The sequence below is a fragment of the Stenotrophomonas sp. Steno-Z10-HUANG genome (assembly GCF_056393075.1).
In genome coordinates this window covers 164,151-181,719 of record NZ_JBWJPA010000003.1, presented here as the reverse complement: position 1 = coordinate 181,719, position 17,569 = coordinate 164,151, and the positions used below count along the sequence as shown (strand labels likewise).

Below are 17,569 nucleotides of genomic sequence, written 5' to 3'. Positions count from 1 at the left end.
TACTCCGCGCCCCTTCCGGCCGCCGCCTGGCACCGCCGCTGCCGGCCAGGGCGGCATGGACAACGCCATGCGCGGCCTGCGCCGGCATGGCAGACGCACAACCAACGAGACCCGCATGACCTCCCAGCCCCACTGGATCGCAAGCAAAGGCCAGCCCCTGCAGGGCACGCTCGACATTCCCGGCGACAAATCGGTGTCGCACCGCGCGGTGATGTTCGCCGCGCTGGCCGACGGCGTATCGCACATCGACGGTTTCCTCGAGGGCGAGGACACCCGCGCCACCGCGGCGATCTTCGCGCGCATGGGCGTGCGCTTCGAAACCCCGTCGCCGTCGCGGCGCATCGTCCATGGCGTGGGCGTCGATGGGCTGAAGGCGCCGGACGGCGAACTGGACTGCGGCAACGCCGGTACCGGCATGCGCCTGCTGGCCGGGCTGCTGGCGGCGCAGCCGTTCGACAGTGTGCTGGTCGGCGACGCATCGTTGTCGCGGCGGCCGATGCGCCGCGTCACCGGCCCGCTGGCGCAGATGGGGGCGCGCATCGACACCCGCGACGACGGCACCCCGCCATTGCGCATCCACGGCGGCCAGCCGCTGCACGGCATCGACTACGCGCTGCCGGTGGCCAGCGCGCAGGTGAAATCGGCGCTGCTGTTGGCCGGCCTGTATGCCAGCGGCGAAACCAGCGTGGTCGAGCCGCACCCGACCCGCGACTACACCGAGCGGATGCTGCGCGCGTTCGGCGTGGAGATCGAGTTCGAACCCGGCAGGGCACGCCTGCGCGGTGGCCAGCGGCTGCGCGCCACCGATATCGCGGTGCCGGCGGATTTCTCCTCGGCCGCGTTCTTCATCGTCGCCGCCAGCGTCATTCCCGGCTCACAGGTGCGGCTGCGCTCGGTGGGGCTCAATCCGCGCCGCACCGGCCTGCTGGCCGCGCTGCGGCTGATGGGCGCGGACATCGTCGAGGAGAACCCTGCCGAGCACGGCGGCGAGCCGGTGGCGGACCTGGTCGTGCGCCATGCGCCGCTCAAGGGTGTCCGGATCCCCGAGGCGCTGGTGCCGGACATGATCGACGAGTTCCCCGCGCTGTTCATTGCCGCCGCCGCGGCCGACGGCCCCATCGTGGTGAGCGGCGCCGCCGAGCTGCGGGTGAAGGAATCGGACCGCCTGGCGGCGATGGCGACCGGGCTGCGCACGCTCGGCCTGCGCGTCGACGAAACCGACGACGGCGCCACCGTCCATCCCGGCGTGCTCGGCAGCGGCACCATCGAAAGCCATGGCGACCATCGCATCGCCATGGCGTTCTCCATCGCCGGCCAGTTGAGCCGCGGGCAGGTACGGATCAACGATGTCGCCAACGTGGCCACCTCGTTCCCGGGCTACGACCGGCTGGCACGCGAGGCGGGGTTCGCGCTGACCTCCGCCTGAGGGCGGTAAACCGACGTACCGGGCCGGCCACGCGGCGCGGCCGGCCCGTGTCCGTGGCACCGGAGCCGATCAGCGGCCGGTGCGGAAATCCACCGGCACCCGGACCACGCTCGCCACCGCGCGGCCATCGCGCACCGCCGGCTCGAAGCGCCAGCCGCGCAGCGTGTCCAGCACCGCGCGATCGAGGTCGCGGCTGCGCTGGCCATCGTGCGCGACGATGCTGGCATCGGTGACCTTGCCGTGGGCGTCGACCTGCACGCTGGCGACCACGCTGCCTTCAATGCCGGCGCGGAGCGCGGCCGGCGGGTAGGTGGGGGCAGGGTTGCCAGCCAGCGGCCGCGCCTGGTGGTCGCGCGCCATGGCCGGCCTGCGCTCGCCGGCGGCAGGCGCCTCCAGCGGCGTTGCCGCGGCCGGCGCCGCGTCCGCCGGTACGGCTGCCATGGGCGCGGTTTCGGTGGCCGGCGGCAGTGCCGGCGTGGGCTCGGCGTGGCGCCGCACCAGGGCGAACACGCCGAGCAGGATCGCCAGCAGCAGGGCAACCCACAGGACGGGCGACACCGCGTGACGGGGCGACTGCCCGCTCTGCGTGGCGTTGTTCAGTTCATGGGCATGGGTGGCACTCATGGTCGGCTCCTTCTGCGTCCAGTGGCGCTTGGAGTCTGGCCCGATGCGCGCCGCGCAGGTGTCAGCGGAACGTCAATGCGGCGCCGCCGGGTCCGCCACAGTTCAGCGTGCGGCGCAGGTGCCGTTCAGCTTATTGCGCCGGCTGGAAGTCGAAGGGAATTTCCAGGCTGCCGGCCATCGGCTGGCCGTTGCTCTGCGCCGGCTGGAAGCGCCAACCGCGCACGGCCTCCAGTGCCGCGCGGTCGAGATCGCGCGAGCCACTGCGCTGGATGATCCGCGCATCCAGCGGGGTGCCGCTGGCATCGACCTCGACGCGCACCACCACGGTGCCGCTTTCGCCACGGCGCAGCGCCGCCGGCGGATAGGACGGCGGCGGACTCTGCCCCGGCAGTGGCACCGGGCGGTCGCCCGGCGCGGCGGCGGCGGGCGGCGCGGCCGGGTTGGCCGGCGCCGTGGCCAGCGGGGTCTCGGGCAGCGGCTGCGGTGGCGCAGGCGCGGTCTCCACCATCTGCGGCGCGTCCTCCGCCGGCGCTTCCGGGCGCGCATCGGGCATGTCGCTGGCGCCGGTGCCGGCCGGCAAGGGCTCGGGCAACGGCATGGCCGCATTGGCCTGGGCCTGCGGCTGCGTCGGATCGACCGGGTGGGCGTCGTTGTGCCGGCGCGCGTTCAACCACACCACCACGAACAGCAGCAGGCCGGCGCAGAAAGCGATGCCGGCGACCTTCAGGGCGTTGTGCGGCAACACGAAGGCGGGGGTATGGTCGGAGCGGGAAGCGGGCATGGGCGGCGCGTGCGGGGGGCGTGACCGGGAGGGTGACCATCGGATTCTGGCACAGGACCGCAGCGGCGCGCGGCAGAGCGGCGCGGTTCGGGCGATAATCGCGTTCCGTATCCGTTTACAGTGCCGCCCCATGCTCGATCCCGCCCTTCTCCGACAGCAGCCCGCCGAACTGGCGCAACGCCTGCGCGACACGCGCGGCTTCGAACTCGACGTGGCCGCGATCGAGTCCCTGGAGGCCGACCGCAAGCGCATCCAGGTGCGTACCCAGGAACTGCAGAACCTGCGCAACAGCCGCTCCAAGGCGATCGGCCAGGCCAAGGCCAGGGGCGAGGACGTGTCGGCGATCATGGCCGAGGTGGCTGCCTTCGCCGATGAGCTGAAAGCCTCGGAGGTCCAGCTGGACGAACTGCGCGCGCGGATCGAGGCGATCTCGATGGGCATCCCGAACCTGCCGGCCGATGACGTGCCGGCCGGGGCCGACGAGAACGACAACGTCGAGCAGTCGCGCTGGGGCACGCCGCGCACGTTCGATTTCGCGGTGCTCGACCACGTCGAACTGGGCGCCCGCAACAAGTGGCTCGACGGCGAGACCGCGGCCAAGCTGTCCGGTTCGCGCTTCACCGTGCTGCGCGGTCCACTCGCGCGCCTGCACCGTGCCTTGGCCCAGTTCATGCTCGACCTGCACAGCGGCGCGCATGAATACCAGGAAACCAACGTGCCGGTGATCGTCAATGCCGACAGCCTGTACGGCACCGGTCAGCTGCCCAAGTTCGAGGAAGACATGTTCATCACCCACCTGGGTGAGCAGAAGCGTTACCTGATCTCGACCTCGGAGATCTCGCTGACCAACATCGTGCGCGACGAGATCGTGGAGGCCGAGCGCCTGCCGCTGCGGATGACCGCGCACTCGCTGTGCTTCCGTTCCGAGGCCGGCAGCGGCGGCCGCGACGTGCGCGGCATGATCCGCCAGCACCAGTTCGAGAAGGTCGAGCTGGTCTCGGTCTGCCGCCCCGAGGAAAGCGACGCCGAGCACCAGCGCATGACCGCCTGTGCCGAGGCCGTGCTGCAGAAGCTGGGCCTGCCGTACCGCAAGATGCTGCTGTGCACCGGCGACATGGGTTTCTCGGCGGTGAAGACCTACGACCTAGAGGTGTGGCTGCCGTCGCAGCAGACCTATCGCGAGATCTCCTCGTGCTCGAACTGCGGCGATTTCCAGGCGCGGCGCATGCAGGCGCGCTGGCGCAACCCCGCCACCGGCAAGCCGGAGCTGGTGCATACCCTCAACGGCTCCGGCGTGGCCGTGGGCCGGGCGATGATCGCGGTCATGGAGAACTACCAGAACGCGGATGGCTCGATCACCGTGCCCGAGGCGCTGCGCGCGTACATGGGCGGCGTGGAGCGGATCGGCTGAACCTGGCCGTCGTCCTGGTTGTCCCGGAGGCCCGCAGCGATGCGGGCCTCTGCGTTTTTGGGGCGAGCAGGGGGCGGGAAGGTCGCCCATACAGGACCGTTTGAGGCCTGATTTGTAAAATCAGGACAAAGGTGGTTGAATCTTGCCATTCGTTCCAGTTGTGGGATCAATCCATGCAGGACCTCAACGACCTCTACTACTTCGCGATGGTGGTGGACCATGGCGGTTTTGCCGCCGCCGAGCGTGCGCTGGGCATCCCCAAATCGCGCCTGAGCCGGCGCATCAGCCAGCTGGAAACCGACCTGGGCGTGCGCCTGCTGCAGCGCTCGACGCGCCGCTTCGCGGTGACCGACGTCGGCATGAGCGTGCACCGCCATGCGCAGACCATGCTGGCCGAGGCGCAGGCCGCGCGCGAAGTGGTGGACCGGCTCAGTGCCGAGCCGCGCGGGCTGGTGCGTGCCAGCGTGCCGGTGTCGCTGGCGCAGATGCAGTTGCCCAAGCTGCTGCCGAAGTTCCTGGAGCAGTACCCCAAGGTGCGGCTGCAGCTGAACATCAGCAACCGCCGCGTGGACATCATCAACGAGGGCTACGACGTGGCGCTGCGGGTACGCTCGCGGCTGGACGACGACGGCAGCCTGGTGATGCGAAGCTTCGGCCAGGTGCAGGAGCTGCTGGTGGCCAGCCCGAAATACCTGGACCGCGCCGGCCGCCCCAAGACGCCCGACGACCTGGCCCAGCACGTCACCCTGAGCATCAGCGAGGACGAGGCGCGCCAGCGCTGGGAACTGCACGGCCCGGGTGGCGTGGTCAGCCGCGTGGACCTGCAGCCGCGCGTGGCCGGTTTCGATTTCCCGCTGCTGCAGAGCATGGTCAAGGACGGCTTCGGCATCACCATGCTGCCGGAAACGGTCTGCGCCGAAGCGGTGCGCAACGGCGAACTGGAAGTGGTGCTGCCGGACTGGTCGCTGCCGCAGGGCATCTGCCATGCGGTGTTCGCCTCGCGCCGCGGGCTGTTGCCGGCGGTGCGGGTGTTCATCGACTTCCTCGCCGAACACCTGCCGCCGCAGCTGGAGGCCTCGCGCCTGGACTGCGGCGGCGCCTGCGAACGCGCCAAGGAAAAGATCCGCGCCTCGACCATGGGCGCGCTGGCGATCGAGGCCGGTTGAGCACAATCCCCGGCGGCGTGCGAGAATGCGCGCCTCTGGCCGGTGCGCAGGCATCGGCACGACAGTCACGGGCAGATGGCCGAGCGGTTTAAGGCACCGGTCTTGAAAACCGGCGAAGGGTCAAACCTTCCGTGGGTTCGAATCCCACTCTGCCCGCCATTCCGACGGCCCGGGCGCATGTGGCCCCGGCCCCGTCGCCGGCTCTTTCCGGACTTGCGAACCATGCCGACACTGCGTCCATCGCGCCCGCAAGACGGCGCCCGGGTCATCGACATCTGGCGTCGCGCCGTCGATGCCACGCATCACTTCCTTGCCCCCGCCGACCGCCAGGCCCTCGATGCCGAGGTCAGTGCATTGCTGCCCGCGGCGCCGCTGCGGCTGGCGGTGGACGCCGACGATGTGCCGCAGGCCTTCATGTGGGTCGTGGACGGCCAGCTGGAGGCGCTGTTCGTGGATCCGGCGCAGCACGGCCGCGGGCTGGGACGCCGGCTGGTGGAGCAGGCGCTGCGCGAACACCCGCACCTGTGTACCGACGTCAACGCGCAGAACCCGCAGGCGCTGGCGTTCTACACGCGCCTGGGTTTCGTCGAGACCGGGCGCTCGCCGCTGGATGGGCAGGGGCGCGCATATCCGCTGGTGCACCTGCGCCACGCCGGTGCGCCCACCGCAGCGGACGCGGCAGCATGAACGCTGCCGCCACCGGCCCCGATCCGCAGGCCGACGAACGCTGGATGCGGCATGCGCTGGCGCTGGCCGAACGCGCGCAGCGCGAGTTCGACGAAATCCCGGTGGGCGCGGTGCTGGTCGGCGCCGACGGGCAGCTGCTGGGCGAGGGCTGGAACCTCAACATCGCCCGCCACGATCCCAGCGCGCATGCCGAGATCGTGGCCATGCGCGAGGCCGGCGCACGGCTGCGCAATCACCGGCTGGTCGGCTGCACCCTGTACGTGACGCTGGAGCCGTGCGCGATGTGCGCGATGGCACTGGTGCACGCGCGGGTGGCGCGGGTGGTGTATGCCGCCACCGATCCGAAGACAGGCGCCTGCGGCAGTGTGTTCGACCTGCTGGGCGACCCGCGCCACAACCACCGCGTGCAGGTGGCCGGCGGCGTGCTGGCGCGCGAGGCGAGCCTGCGCCTGACCAACTATTTCCGTGCCAAGCGTGGCCGGCCGCTGCTGCCCGGCGAGGGCAGCTGAGCGGCCGGCCGGCGTCCGGCCCGGTGAACCCGCGGCGTATCATGGGCGCCCGACAACACGGCCGGCGTCGCCGCCGGCCCCCTGCACGAGGCGCCACATGACGGACAACAGCACAGGCAACGACCGGTTGATCTGGATCGATCTGGAGATGACCGGGCTGGACACGGACAACGATTCGATCATCGAGATCGCCACCGTGGTCACCGATGCCCAGCTCAACGTGCTGGCCGAAGGCCCCGAGTTCGCCATCGCCCACCCGCTGGCGACGCTGGAGGCGATGGACGAATGGAACCGCAACCAGCACCGCCGTTCCGGCCTGTGGCAGCGCGTGCTCGACAGCGACGTCAGCCTGGGCCAGGCCGAGGCGCGGACCATCGCCTTCCTGCAGGACTGGATCAAGGCCGGCGCCTCGCCGATGTGCGGCAATTCCATCTGCCAGGACCGCCGCTTCCTGCACCGGCAGATGCCGCGCCTGGAGCGCTATTTCCATTACCGCAACCTGGACGTGTCCACGGTCAAGGAACTGGCCCGGCGCTGGGCGCCGGCCATCGCCGCCGGGGTGGGCAAGAATTCCAGCCACACCGCGCTGAGCGACGTGCACGATTCGATCGCCGAACTGCGCCACTACCGCCAGTACATGGGTGCGCTGGCCGGGCTGCCGGGCGTGGCGGAACCGGCCTGAGCGATGGGCGAACTGGCGCCGACCCTGGCCGACAGCCCGCAGGACATGGCCGACCTGCGACGTGCGGTGGCGCTGCTGGAAGCGCCGACGCTCAGTGCACGCATGGCCAACCTGGTCGGCTCGCCGCTGGAGTTCGCCGTGCGCCGGCTGCCGGCGGGCGTATCCAGGCGCATCCAGGGCGCGGCCGAGGCCGCGCTGCACAAGGCCGCGCAGGCGGCGCTGTGGAGCATGGACCGCACCCGGCCCGGCAAGCCGGCGTCGCCGCGCCTGCACAAGCTGGCGGCGGCCGCGTCCGGTGCGCTGGGCGGTGCCGGCGGGCTGCCGGCACTGGCGATCGAGCTGCCGCTGTCGACCACCATCATCATGCGCGCGGTGGCCGACATCGCCCGCAGCGAGGGCTTCGACCTGGAGGACTTCGGCACCCGCCAGGCGTGCCTGGAGGTATTCGCGCTGGGCGGCAATTCGGGCGGTGACGACGCCAGCGAAACCGGCTATTACCTGGCACGCGGCTTCACCACCGAGCTGATGCGGCACCTGTCGGCCGAGCTGGCCGGGACCACGCTCAGCGGCAGCCACGGCCTGCTGCTGGGGCTGGGGCCGAAGGAAGCCGGCAAATGGCTGGCCCGGATCGTGGAAAAGGTCGCCGCCCGCTTCGGCGTGGTGGTGTCGGAGAAGTTCGCCGCGCAGGCGGTGCCGGTGCTCGGCGCGGTCGCCGGCGCCACCTTGAACACCCTGTTCACCGGCTACTACCAGGACATGGCGCGGGGCCATTTCATTGTCCGCCGGCTGGAACGCAAGTACGGCTTCGAGACCGTGCGCCTGGCCTACGGCGCGGTCAGCGGGCGCATGACCGCCTGAGCGCCACGCGGTGGTAGCGTGGCCTGCCGGATACATTGAGAGCCCGCGATGAGCATTTTCGACCTGCGCCTGGAAACCGAGCGGCTGCTGCTGCGGCCACCGTGCGCGGAGGATTTCGACGCGTTCGCCGCGTTCTGCGCCGACCCGCTGCCGATGCAGCACCTGGGCGGCGTGCAGGCGCCGTCGGTGGCGTGGCGCAGCCTGGCTACCATGGCCGGCAGCTGGCATCTGCTCGGCTATTCGATGTTCTCGGTGATCGAGAAGGACAGTGGGCGTTGGGTCGGACGCGCCGGCCCGTGGCAGCCGCACGGCTGGCCGGGACCGGAGGTGGGCTGGAGCATCGTGCCGGACCGGTGGGGCCGTGGCTACGCGCCGGAGGCCGCGCGCGCGGCCATCGACTGGGCGTTCGACGTGCTGGGCTGGGACCAGGTGATCCACACCATCGCGCCGGACAACAGCAATTCGCAGGCGGTGGCGCGCAAGCTGGGCGCGCGGGTGCTGCGGCATGCCCGCCTGCCACCGCCGCACGAGGTCGACGTCGAGGTGTGGGGACAGCCGCGGGAGGCCTGGAAAGCCCACCGCTGACGCATCGTTGCCGATGTATCCATCGTGGCCGGCCGCGGGTCCGGCATGCGCGGCGGCCGCCCGGCGCATGCGCAGCCTGCGGCGAAGGGCGGCGCCGCCGCGGTGCGGTCCTGGACCGCGCGTGGATTTTGCTGCGGTCGCAGCTTTACCAACCGCCCCCGATTCCGGTCAGATGGCAGGATCGCCTGCCAGTCGGCGGTGTGGGGAATCGTGTCGTTGAGCAATCCAGGTGCTGCGTTGACGGTGTATGGCATGTCCACCTCGGGCAATTGCCACAAGGTCCGTTTGTTGCTGGCGCAGCTGGGCACGCGCCATCGCTGGGTCGAGGTGGACAGTGCCGCCGGCCAGACCCGCACGGCCGCTTTCCTGGCGCTGAATCCGAACGGCAAGGTGCCGCTGCTGGAGCGCGGCGACGGGCGCGTGCTCACCGAGTCCAATGCCATCCTGTTCTGGCTGGCCGAAGGCACGCCGTTCCTGCCGGCCGATGGCTGGCAGCGCGCGCAGGCGCTTTCGTGGATGTTCTTCGAGCAGTACAGCCATGAGCCGTACATCGCGGTGGCGCGTTTCATCCGGGGCTGGACGCCACCGGATTCGCCGCGGCGGCAGGAGCTGCCACGGCTGCGCGAGCGCGGCCATGCGGCGCTGGCGGTGATGGAGCAGCACCTGGCCGGCCACGCCTGGTTCACCGGGCCGGACTACGGCATCGCCGATATCGCGCTGTTCGCCTATACCGCGGTCGCCGCCGACGGCGGCATCGAACTGTCCTCCTATCCGGCCATCGGCCGCTGGTTGCAGGCGCTGCGCGCCCGGCCCGGCTTCGTGGCCATGCCCGATCCCTCGCCGGAGGTGCTGCGCAACTTCGCCGCGTCACCCTGATCCTTCCTTTCCCCAACCCGTCTGCACCGTGGAGTCCTGCCTGATGTTCGCCCGTGTACCCAACCCCATTCCGGCCCGCATGAAGGGCCTGAACCGCGCCGAGATCTGCGATACCAATTTCATCGAATTCGTGAAGGGGCTGGGGCAGGGGCCGGCCGGCGCGCCGCAGGACGGGGCGCCGGTGCTGCCGGGCAGCGCGCTGGACGCGCGCGGATTCCGCGAACTGTTCGAATCGCAGCTGGTGAGCCGCCACCTGGACCTGATGGCGCGCGTGCTGCGCGTGCAGAACAAGGTCTTCTACACCATCGGCTCGTCCGGGCACGAGGGCAACGCCATGGTGGCGCGCGCCACTCGCCACACCGACCCGGCGTTCCTGCACTACCGTTCCGGCGGCTTCATGGCCGAGCGCTTCCGCAAGCTGCCGGGCATGGACCCGATCATGGACTCGGCGCTGAGCTTCGCCGCCAGCGCCGAGGACCCGGCCAGCGGCGGCCGCCACAAGGTGTGGGGCAGCAAGCCGTTGTGGGTGCTGCCGCAGACCTCGACCATCGCCTCGCACCTGCCCAAGGCGCTGGGCACGGCGCTGGCGATCGAGGCCGGCAAGCGGCTCGGGGTGGAGCTGCCGGTGCCGGGCGACAGCATCGCCATCTGTTCCTTCGGCGACGCCTCGGCCAACCATGCCACCGCCCAGACCGCCTTCAACGCCGCGTCGTGGACCGCCTACCAGAAGCTGCCGGCGCCGGTGCTGTACGTGTGCGAGGACAATGGCATCGGCATCTCGGTGAAGACCCCCGGGGGCTGGATCGCCGAGAGCTTCCGCAACCGCCCGGACCTGGATTACTTCTACGCCGACGGCCTGGACCTGGCCGCCGGCTACGCCGACGTGCAGCGCGCGGTGGAGCATTGCCGGCGCACCCGCCGGCCGACCTTCCTGCACCTGCGCACCACCCGCATCATGGGCCACGCCGGCACCGACTTCGAGATCGAATGGCGCGCGCTGGAGGAACTGTGCGCGGTGGAGGCGGGCGACCCGCTGCTGCGCTCGGCGCAGATCGCGGTCGAGTCCGGGGTGATGAGTGCCGATGAGGTGCTGGCGTTGTACGAGCGCACCCGCGCGCGCTGTTTCGCCGCCGCCGAGGAGGCTGACCAGCGCCCGCGGCTGACCTCGCTCAAGGACGTCATGGCGCCGCTGGCGCCGTACACCCCGGAGCAGGTGCGCGCCGAGGCGACCCGCGCCGACTACGCGCAGCGCCGCCTGCAGGTGTTCGGCAGCGAGGCGTCGCTGCCCGAGAACCTGCCGCCGCGGCACCTTGCCATCCAGATCAACCAGGCCCTGCACGACCTGTTCTGCAAGTACCCGGACACCCTGCTGTTCGGCGAGGACGTGGCGCAGAAGGGCGGCGTCTACACGGTGACCAAGGGCCTGCACAAGGCGTTCGGCCCGCGCCGGGTGTTCAATACCCTGCTCGACGAGACCATGATCCTGGGCATGGCCCAGGGCTTCGCCAACATGGGCATGCTGCCGGTGCCGGAGATCCAGTACCTGGCCTACCTGCACAACGCCATCGACCAGGTGCGTGGCGAAGCCTGCTCGCTGCAGTTCTTCTCCAACGACCAGTACCGCAACCCGATGCTGATCCGCATCGCCGGGCTGGGCTACCAGAAGGGCTTCGGCGGCCATTTCCACAACGACAATTCGATCACCGCCATCCGCGACATCCCCGGGCTGGTGGTCGGCTGCCCGTCGCGTGGCGACGATGCGGCGATGATGCTGCGCACGCTGGCGGCGCTGTCCAGGGTGGACGGGCGGGTGTGCGTGTTCCTCGAGCCGATCGCGCTGTACATGACCAAGGACCTGTACGAGGCCGGCGACGGCCAGTGGCTGTTCCCGTACCCGGCGCCGGAGCAGGCGCTGGAGCTGGGCCAGGGCCGTGTCTACGGCGAGGGCAACGACGACCTGGTGGTGTTCACCTACGGCAACGGCGTGCCGATGGCGCTGCGCGCGGCGCGTGCCATCGAGGCGGCGCAGGGCTGGAAGGTGCGGGTGGTGGACCTGCGCTGGCTGGTGCCGCTCAACGCCGCCTACATCGCCGAGCAGGCCAGCGGCGCCCGGCGGATCATCGTGCTGGACGAGGGCCGGCACAGCGCCGGCGTGGGTGAGGGGGTGATCACCGCGCTGGTCGAGGCCGGCTTCGGCGGCGTGCCGCTGCGCCGGGTGACCGGCGCCGACACCTACACGCCGCTGGCCGGCGCCGCACTGCTGGTGCTTCCGGGCGACAATGACGTGGTGAGCGCCGCAGCCGAGCTGGCGCGTGGATAACGATCTATATGTGTGGACTGGCGGGAATACTGCAATCGCAGGCGCGGTTGCAGGAAGCGGAGTTGGCGGCGCTGGCCGGCGCGATGGGCGATGCGCTGGCCCATCGCGGTCCCGATGACCGCGGCGTCTGGGCCGATGCCGGCGCCGGCGTGGCGCTGGCGCACCGGCGGCTGAGCATCCTCGACCTGTCGCCGCTGGGCCACCAGCCGATGGCGTCCAGCGACGGCCGCTACTGGCTGGCCTACAACGGCGAGATCTACAACTTCGCCACGCTGCGTGCCGAGCTGGAACCGCTCGGCCATGCTTTCCACGGTCATTCCGATACCGAGGTGCTGCTGGCCGCGGTCGTGCAGTGGGGGCTGGAGGCGACGCTGCGGCGCTGCAACGGCATGTTCGCGATCGCGCTGTGGGACCGGCGCGAACAACGCCTGTCGCTGGCCCGCGACCGGGTCGGCAAGAAGCCGCTGTACTACGGCTGGGCCGGCGACACGCTGGTGTTCGGTTCCGAACTGAAGGCGCTGTGGCGGCACCCGGCGTTCGACAACGGCATCGACCGCGACGCGCTGACCCTGCTGCTGCGGCTGGACTACATCCCGGCGCCGCACTGCATCCACGAGCGTGCGTTCAAGCTGATGCCGGGCCGGGTGCTGCACCTGGACGCGGCCGCGGTGGCCGCCGGTGCCGCCGCGCACCGGCCGGCGCAGGCGCAGGTGGCGTACTGGGACGCGCCCTCGCGCATGGCCGCCTGCCTGGCCACGCCGTTCGCCGGCAGCGCGGCCGAGGCCACCGACGCGCTCGACGCGCGGCTGCGCCAGGCCGTGGCGCTGCGCATGGTGGCCGACGTGCCGGTGGGCGTGTTCCTGTCCGGCGGCACCGATTCGGCCCTGGTCACGGCGCTGATGCAGGCGCAGAGCATGGCCCCGGTGCACAGTTTCAGCATCGGCTTCGAGGACTCCGACCACGACGAGGCGCCGCTGGCCAGGGAGGTCGCCGCCCACCTGGGCTGCGACCACACCGAGCTGTACGTCAGCGGTGCCGATGCGCTGGCGGTGGTGCCGGAGCTGCCGGTGATGTTCGACGAGCCGTTCGCCGATGCTTCGCAGGTGCCGACCGCGCTGGTGGCGCGGCTGGCGCGGCGCGGGGTCACCGTGGCGCTGTCCGGCGATGGCGGCGACGAACTGTTCTTCGGCTACACCCGCTACCAGCGCGCGCTGCGCAACTGGCGCGCGCTGCAGCGCGTGCCGGCGCCGCTGCGCCGCTGGCTGGGCCGTCGTGCCCGGGCACAGGGCGAGGATTCGCGCGCCGGCGGGCTGCCCGCGCTGCTGGCCGAGGCCGGCGCCAGCGGCATCGGCGATGTCTACCGCAACCGCATCTCGCGCTGGCGCGACCCCGCCGCGGTGGTGCGTGGCGCACGCGAGCCGGCCACGTTCTACAGCCTGCCCGACCCGCTGCAGGGGCAGGGCACGGCGGCCGACGCGATGATGCTGGCCGATTTCACCACCTATCTGGCCGACGACCTGCTGTGCAAGGTGGACCGCACCAGCATGGCGGCCAGCCTGGAGGCACGCGCGCCGCTGCTGGACTGGCAGGTGGCCGAATTCGCCTGGTCGCTGCCGCTGGCCATGAAGCTGCGCGACGGCACCAGCAAGTACCTGCCCAAGCAGGTGCTGCGGCGCTACCTGCCCGACGCGATGGTGTTCCGCGGCAAGCGCGGCTTCGGCGCGCCGGTGACGCAGTGGCTGCGCGGCGAGCTGCAGGGCTGGGCCGGCGACCTGCTCGATCCGCGACGGCTGCGCCAGGACGGGGTGTTCGAGGAAGCCGTCATCTCCACGCTGTGGCAGCGCTTCCGCCAGGGCGAGCGCAAGTGGCACACCCACCTGTGGAACGTGCTGATGTTCCAGGCCTGGCAGGCGCACTGGCAGGCGCAGCGGGCGCAGGCGCGGGCGGGCTGACCGCGGCCGGCCTTCACCGGCCAACAAGGTGCGGCCGGCTAGGCTGGCCTTCCCTTACCGCAGCGAGGTCGCCATGCAACCGTACCGCATCGCCGTACTTGTCGGCAGCCTGCGCAAGGAGTCCCACAACCGCCGCCTGGCGCTGGCCCTGGAGAAGCTGGCCGGCGATCGCGCGCGGTTCGACTACCTGCGCATCGACGACATCCCGCTCTACAACCAGGACCATGACGGCGACTTCCCGGCGCAGGGCACGCGCCTGAAAGCCGCGATCCGCCAGGCCGATGCGCTGCTGTTCGTCACCGCCGAGTACAACCGCTCCATTCCCGGGGTGCTCAAGAACGCCATCGATACCGCCTCGCGGCCGTACGGCGACAGCGCCTTCGACGGCAAGCCGGCGGCGGTGATCGGAACCTCGCCCGGCGCGGCCGGCACCGCGATGGCCCAGCAGCACCTGCGCAACGTGCTGGTGTTCGTCAACCTGTCGGTGATGGCCCAGCCCGAGGCCTTCCTGCAGTACAAGGAAGGGCTGATCGAGGCCGATGGCAGCGTGACCAACGACGGCACCCGCCGCTTCCTGCAGGCGTATGTCGACCGCTTCCTGGACTGGATCCGGATCCACGCCCGGCACTGAACGCGCCGGCGCGGCCCGATCGGGCGATAATGCTGACCCCGGCACCGGCGACGCTGCCGGGGTTTGCGTGCCGGTGGCGTCGCAGGCCCTTGTGAAGCGGGGCCGGTGGCCACATCCACGGGCTGCCGACAGCTTGTCCACGGACTTATCCCCACATTGCCGGCCTGCATCGGCCTACCATGGCCGGGTCGTTTTCCCGCTGCACGAAGGTTTTTCATGTCTGCCCGTCCTGGCTTCCGTTCCGACCGCAACGACCGCGCAGAGCGCGGCGAACAGCGCATCGACACCCTGCGCGTGCCCCCGCATTCGGTCGAGGCCGAACAGGCGGTGCTCGGCGGCCTGATGCTGGCGCCGGAGGCCTTCGACCGGGTCAACGAGGCATTGACCGAAAAGGACTTCTACCGCCGCGACCACCAGCTGATCTACCGCGCCATCCGCGAGCTGTCCGAGCGCGACCGGCCGTTCGATGCGGTGACGCTGGGCGAGTGGTTCGAATCGCAGGGCAAGCTGGAGCAGGTCGGCGACGGCGCCTACCTGATCGAACTGGCCAGCACCACGCCGTCGGCCGCCAACATCGGCGCCTACGCCGAGATCGTGCGCGACAAGGCGGTGCTGCGGCAGCTGATCCAGGTCGGCACCGACATCGTCAACGACGGCTTCCAGCCCGAGGGCCGCGACAGCACCGAACTGCTGGCGTCGGCGGAAAAATCGGTGTTCGCCATTGCCGAGCAGGGCGCACGCGGTCGCACCGACTTCGTGGCCATGCCCGGCGCGTTGAAGGATGCGTTCGAGGAACTGCGCAACCGCTTCGAGAACGGCGGCAACATCACCGGCCTGCCAACCGGTTACAACGAATTCGATGCGATGACCGCCGGCCTGCAGCCGACCGACCTGATCATCCTGGCCGCGCGCCCGGCGATGGGCAAGACCACCTTCGCGCTGAACATCGCCGAGTACGCGGCGATCAAGTCGAAGAAGGGCGTGGCGGTGTTCTCCATGGAAATGTCGGCCTCGCAGCTGGCCATGCGCCTGATTTCCTCCAACGGCCGCATCAACGCCACGCGACTGCGCACCGGCCAGCTCGAGGACGAGGACTGGAGCCGCGTCACCAGCGCCATCCGCATGCTCAAGGAAACCAAGATCTTCATCGACGACACCCCGGGCGTGTCGCCGGAAGTGCTGCGCTCCAAGTGCCGCCGGCTCAAGCGCGAGCACGACCTGGGGCTGGTGGTGATCGACTACCTGCAGCTGATGAGCGTGCCCGGCAACAGCGAGAACCGCGCCACCGAGATCTCGGAGATCTCGCGTTCGCTCAAGGGTCTGGCCAAGGAACTGAACGTGCCGGTGATCGCGCTGTCCCAGCTCAACCGATCGCTGGAAACGCGTACCGACAAGCGCCCGGTGATGGCCGACCTGCGCGAATCGGGCGCCATCGAGCAGGACGCGGACATGATCGTGTTCATCTACCGCGACGAGTACTACAACAAGGAAAACTCGCCGGACAAGGGCCTGGCCGAGATCATCATCGGCAAGCACCGTGGTGGCCCCACCGGATCGTGCAAGCTGAAGTTCTTCGGCGAATACACCCGCTTCGACAACCTCAGCCACGACAGCGTCGGCGCGTTCGAGTAACGCGCCGGCGATCTCATCCGTTGCCCCAGATATCGCCGAAGGCGCGGGCGAAGTTGGCGCCCAGGACTTTGTCCACCACGCGCGGCGGGTGCCCGCGGCGCAGCAGCGCATCGGCCACCTGCGCCAGCCGGCGCGGGCTGTTGGCGTCGGGCAGGTAGGGCGTGCGGTTCTCGCCCGGCGCACCGGTGCCGGCCAGCCGGCGTTCGCGCATCTGCCGGTCCATGTCGCGGATGTCCTGCGCGTCCACCGGGAAGAACAGCGCGTCGCTGCCGATCCCGACGTGATCCTCGCCACACACGCGCAGCGCGTGCTCGAGGTGCGCGATGTAGTCGGCCAGCAGCGGCTGGCGGCTGTCTTCGGTGAGGAACGGCAGCATGTAGATGCCGACCACGCCGCCCTTGTCGGCCATCGCCCGCAACTCGGTATCGCGCTTGTTGCGCGGATGCTCGAACACCGCGCTGCAGCCGGCGTGGGTGATCAGCGGTGGCGTGCGGCTGGCCTCGATGCCTTCGCGCGTGGCCAGGGCGCTGGAGTGGCTGAGGTCCAACGCCACGCCGCAGTCGTTCATGCGGGCCACGGCTTCGCGCCCGAGCGGGCTCAGGCCACTGGGCGCGGCGTCCAGGCAACCGCCGCCGAACGGCGAGGCGTGGTTGTAGGACAACTGCATGACCCGTACCCCGAGCCCGCGGAACAGGTCGATGCGCTCGAGCCTGTCCTCGAGCATGGTGGCGGCCTCGAACGAGAAGATCAGCGCCACCCGGCCTTCGCGCTTGGCGCGCGCCAGGTCGGCGTGGTGGACGACCTTGAGGAACATCTCCGGCACCGATTCGACCAGTTGCTGCGCGCGGGCGATGTCGGCGACGGTTTCCTCGAATGACCCGGCCGCGCCGCCGAGCGTGGTCTTGATCGCGCTGATGCCCGAGTCGCGTATCTGACGCAGGTGCAGCGCCTGCGCATCGTCATCCAGCAGCGCGCCGATCGACGCCAGCACATTGGCATCCAGGACCAGGGCGCGGGCATACAGCGCGCTGCTGTCGGCCGAGGCAATGGCGGCGGGCGCTGTCCCGTTCGTCGCGGCGGCCGGCATGGCCAGCCCCGCCAGCAGACCGCCGCCCCAGCCCAGCACGCGACGACGCGATGCATCGATACCCATCGAACTCCCTTCGTGGCGATGACAGACGGCGATCATGGCCCAATGGATACGCCCGGCACAAACCCGGGGTCCGCGCGTGGCACCGGCCGGGACGCCTGTGCGCTCCACGCGATGCCAGTCTCGCCGTCGTTGCCGCCGGTCTTCCGGGTTGCAGCAGGCTGCCCCTGCTGGCGAGTGCGGGAGGCCTGTGCTGGGCACTGCCGCGCGGTACGGACGACTACACCGCGCGTTGCGCGGAGCGGGGCAGGGCCTTCAGGTTGCAGCAGGCGCTTACGT

The 17,569-nt window shown here is 70.6% G+C and carries 16 protein-coding genes and 1 tRNA gene; 14 read left to right on the top strand and 3 right to left on the bottom strand.

Going from position 1 to position 17,569, the window contains the following annotated elements; translation table 11 throughout:
- The first annotated feature begins 115 nt into the window (after positions 1-115).
- Positions 116-1,426, top strand: a complete 1,311-nt coding sequence (aroA, locus tag AC06E6_RS05905; protein WP_240211984.1) for a 3-phosphoshikimate 1-carboxyvinyltransferase — start codon at positions 116-118, stop codon at positions 1,424-1,426.
- A gap of 69 nt (positions 1,427-1,495) precedes the next feature.
- Here aroA and AC06E6_RS05900 read toward each other — a convergent pair whose 3' ends face one another.
- Both AC06E6_RS05900 and AC06E6_RS05895 read right to left on the bottom strand, forming a co-directional pair.
- On the bottom strand, positions 1,496-2,050 hold the full coding sequence (locus AC06E6_RS05900; protein ID WP_478060581.1) for an energy transducer TonB: 555 nt from the start codon (positions 2,048-2,050) through the stop codon (positions 1,496-1,498).
- Positions 2,051-2,180: 130 nt separating this feature from the next.
- Positions 2,181-2,831, bottom strand: coding sequence for an energy transducer TonB (locus tag AC06E6_RS05895; protein ID WP_240211986.1), 651 nt, complete (start codon positions 2,829-2,831; stop codon positions 2,181-2,183).
- Positions 2,832-2,961: 130 nt separating this feature from the next.
- On the opposite strand from AC06E6_RS05895, the gene serS reads away from it, so the two are divergent.
- The 13 genes from serS (at position 2,962) to AC06E6_RS05830 (ending at position 16,140) form a co-directional block, all read left to right on the top strand.
- Positions 2,962-4,242, top strand: a complete 1,281-nt coding sequence (gene serS, locus AC06E6_RS05890) for a serine--tRNA ligase (protein WP_104939011.1) — start codon at positions 2,962-2,964, stop codon at positions 4,240-4,242.
- 173 nt (positions 4,243-4,415) lie between these two features.
- Positions 4,416-5,408, top strand: a complete 993-nt coding sequence (locus AC06E6_RS05885) for a LysR family transcriptional regulator (RefSeq protein WP_161613668.1) — start codon at positions 4,416-4,418, stop codon at positions 5,406-5,408.
- Positions 5,409-5,477: 69 nt separating this feature from the next.
- A tRNA-Ser gene (locus AC06E6_RS05880) sits at positions 5,478-5,567 on the top strand.
- Between the two features lie 63 nt (positions 5,568-5,630).
- Positions 5,631-6,095, top strand: coding sequence for an acetyltransferase (locus AC06E6_RS05875; protein ID WP_240211987.1), 465 nt, complete (start codon positions 5,631-5,633; stop codon positions 6,093-6,095).
- On the top strand, positions 6,092-6,604 hold the full coding sequence (gene tadA, locus AC06E6_RS05870) for a tRNA adenosine(34) deaminase TadA (protein ID WP_240211988.1): 513 nt from the start codon (positions 6,092-6,094) through the stop codon (positions 6,602-6,604). Before AC06E6_RS05875 ends, tadA begins: the two co-directional genes overlap by 4 nt.
- 97 nt (positions 6,605-6,701) lie before the next feature.
- Positions 6,702-7,286, top strand: coding sequence for an oligoribonuclease (gene orn / locus AC06E6_RS05865; RefSeq protein WP_104939007.1), 585 nt, complete (start codon positions 6,702-6,704; stop codon positions 7,284-7,286).
- Between the two features lie 3 nt (positions 7,287-7,289).
- Complete coding sequence (locus AC06E6_RS05860) at positions 7,290-8,144, top strand: EcsC family protein (RefSeq protein WP_240211989.1); 855 nt, start codon at positions 7,290-7,292, stop codon at positions 8,142-8,144.
- 48 nt (positions 8,145-8,192) lie between these two features.
- Complete coding sequence (locus AC06E6_RS05855) at positions 8,193-8,729, top strand: GNAT family N-acetyltransferase (RefSeq protein ID WP_478060579.1); 537 nt, start codon at positions 8,193-8,195, stop codon at positions 8,727-8,729.
- A gap of 216 nt (positions 8,730-8,945) precedes the next feature.
- Positions 8,946-9,605 carry a glutathione S-transferase family protein gene (locus AC06E6_RS05850; RefSeq protein WP_202626338.1) on the top strand — a complete coding sequence of 220 codons (660 nt, stop codon included), beginning with the start codon at positions 8,946-8,948 and terminating at the stop codon, positions 9,603-9,605.
- A gap of 43 nt (positions 9,606-9,648) precedes the next feature.
- Complete coding sequence (locus tag AC06E6_RS05845) at positions 9,649-11,925, top strand: thiamine pyrophosphate-dependent enzyme (RefSeq protein WP_240211991.1); 2,277 nt, start codon at positions 9,649-9,651, stop codon at positions 11,923-11,925.
- Positions 11,926-11,933: 8 nt separating this feature from the next.
- Positions 11,934-13,877, top strand: coding sequence for an asparagine synthase (glutamine-hydrolyzing) (gene asnB / locus AC06E6_RS05840; protein WP_240211992.1), 1,944 nt, complete (start codon positions 11,934-11,936; stop codon positions 13,875-13,877).
- 73 nt (positions 13,878-13,950) lie between these two features.
- Complete coding sequence (locus tag AC06E6_RS05835) at positions 13,951-14,508, top strand: NADPH-dependent FMN reductase (protein ID WP_104939002.1); 558 nt, start codon at positions 13,951-13,953, stop codon at positions 14,506-14,508.
- Between the two features lie 216 nt (positions 14,509-14,724).
- Positions 14,725-16,140: a replicative DNA helicase gene (locus tag AC06E6_RS05830; protein WP_054666361.1), complete on the top strand. Its 1,416-nt coding sequence runs from the start codon at positions 14,725-14,727 to the stop codon at positions 16,138-16,140.
- Between the two features lie 13 nt (positions 16,141-16,153).
- Here AC06E6_RS05830 and AC06E6_RS05825 read toward each other — a convergent pair whose 3' ends face one another.
- Positions 16,154-17,293, bottom strand: a complete 1,140-nt coding sequence (locus tag AC06E6_RS05825) for a dipeptidase (protein WP_240211994.1) — start codon at positions 17,291-17,293, stop codon at positions 16,154-16,156.
- Positions 17,294-17,569 lie beyond the last annotated feature (276 nt).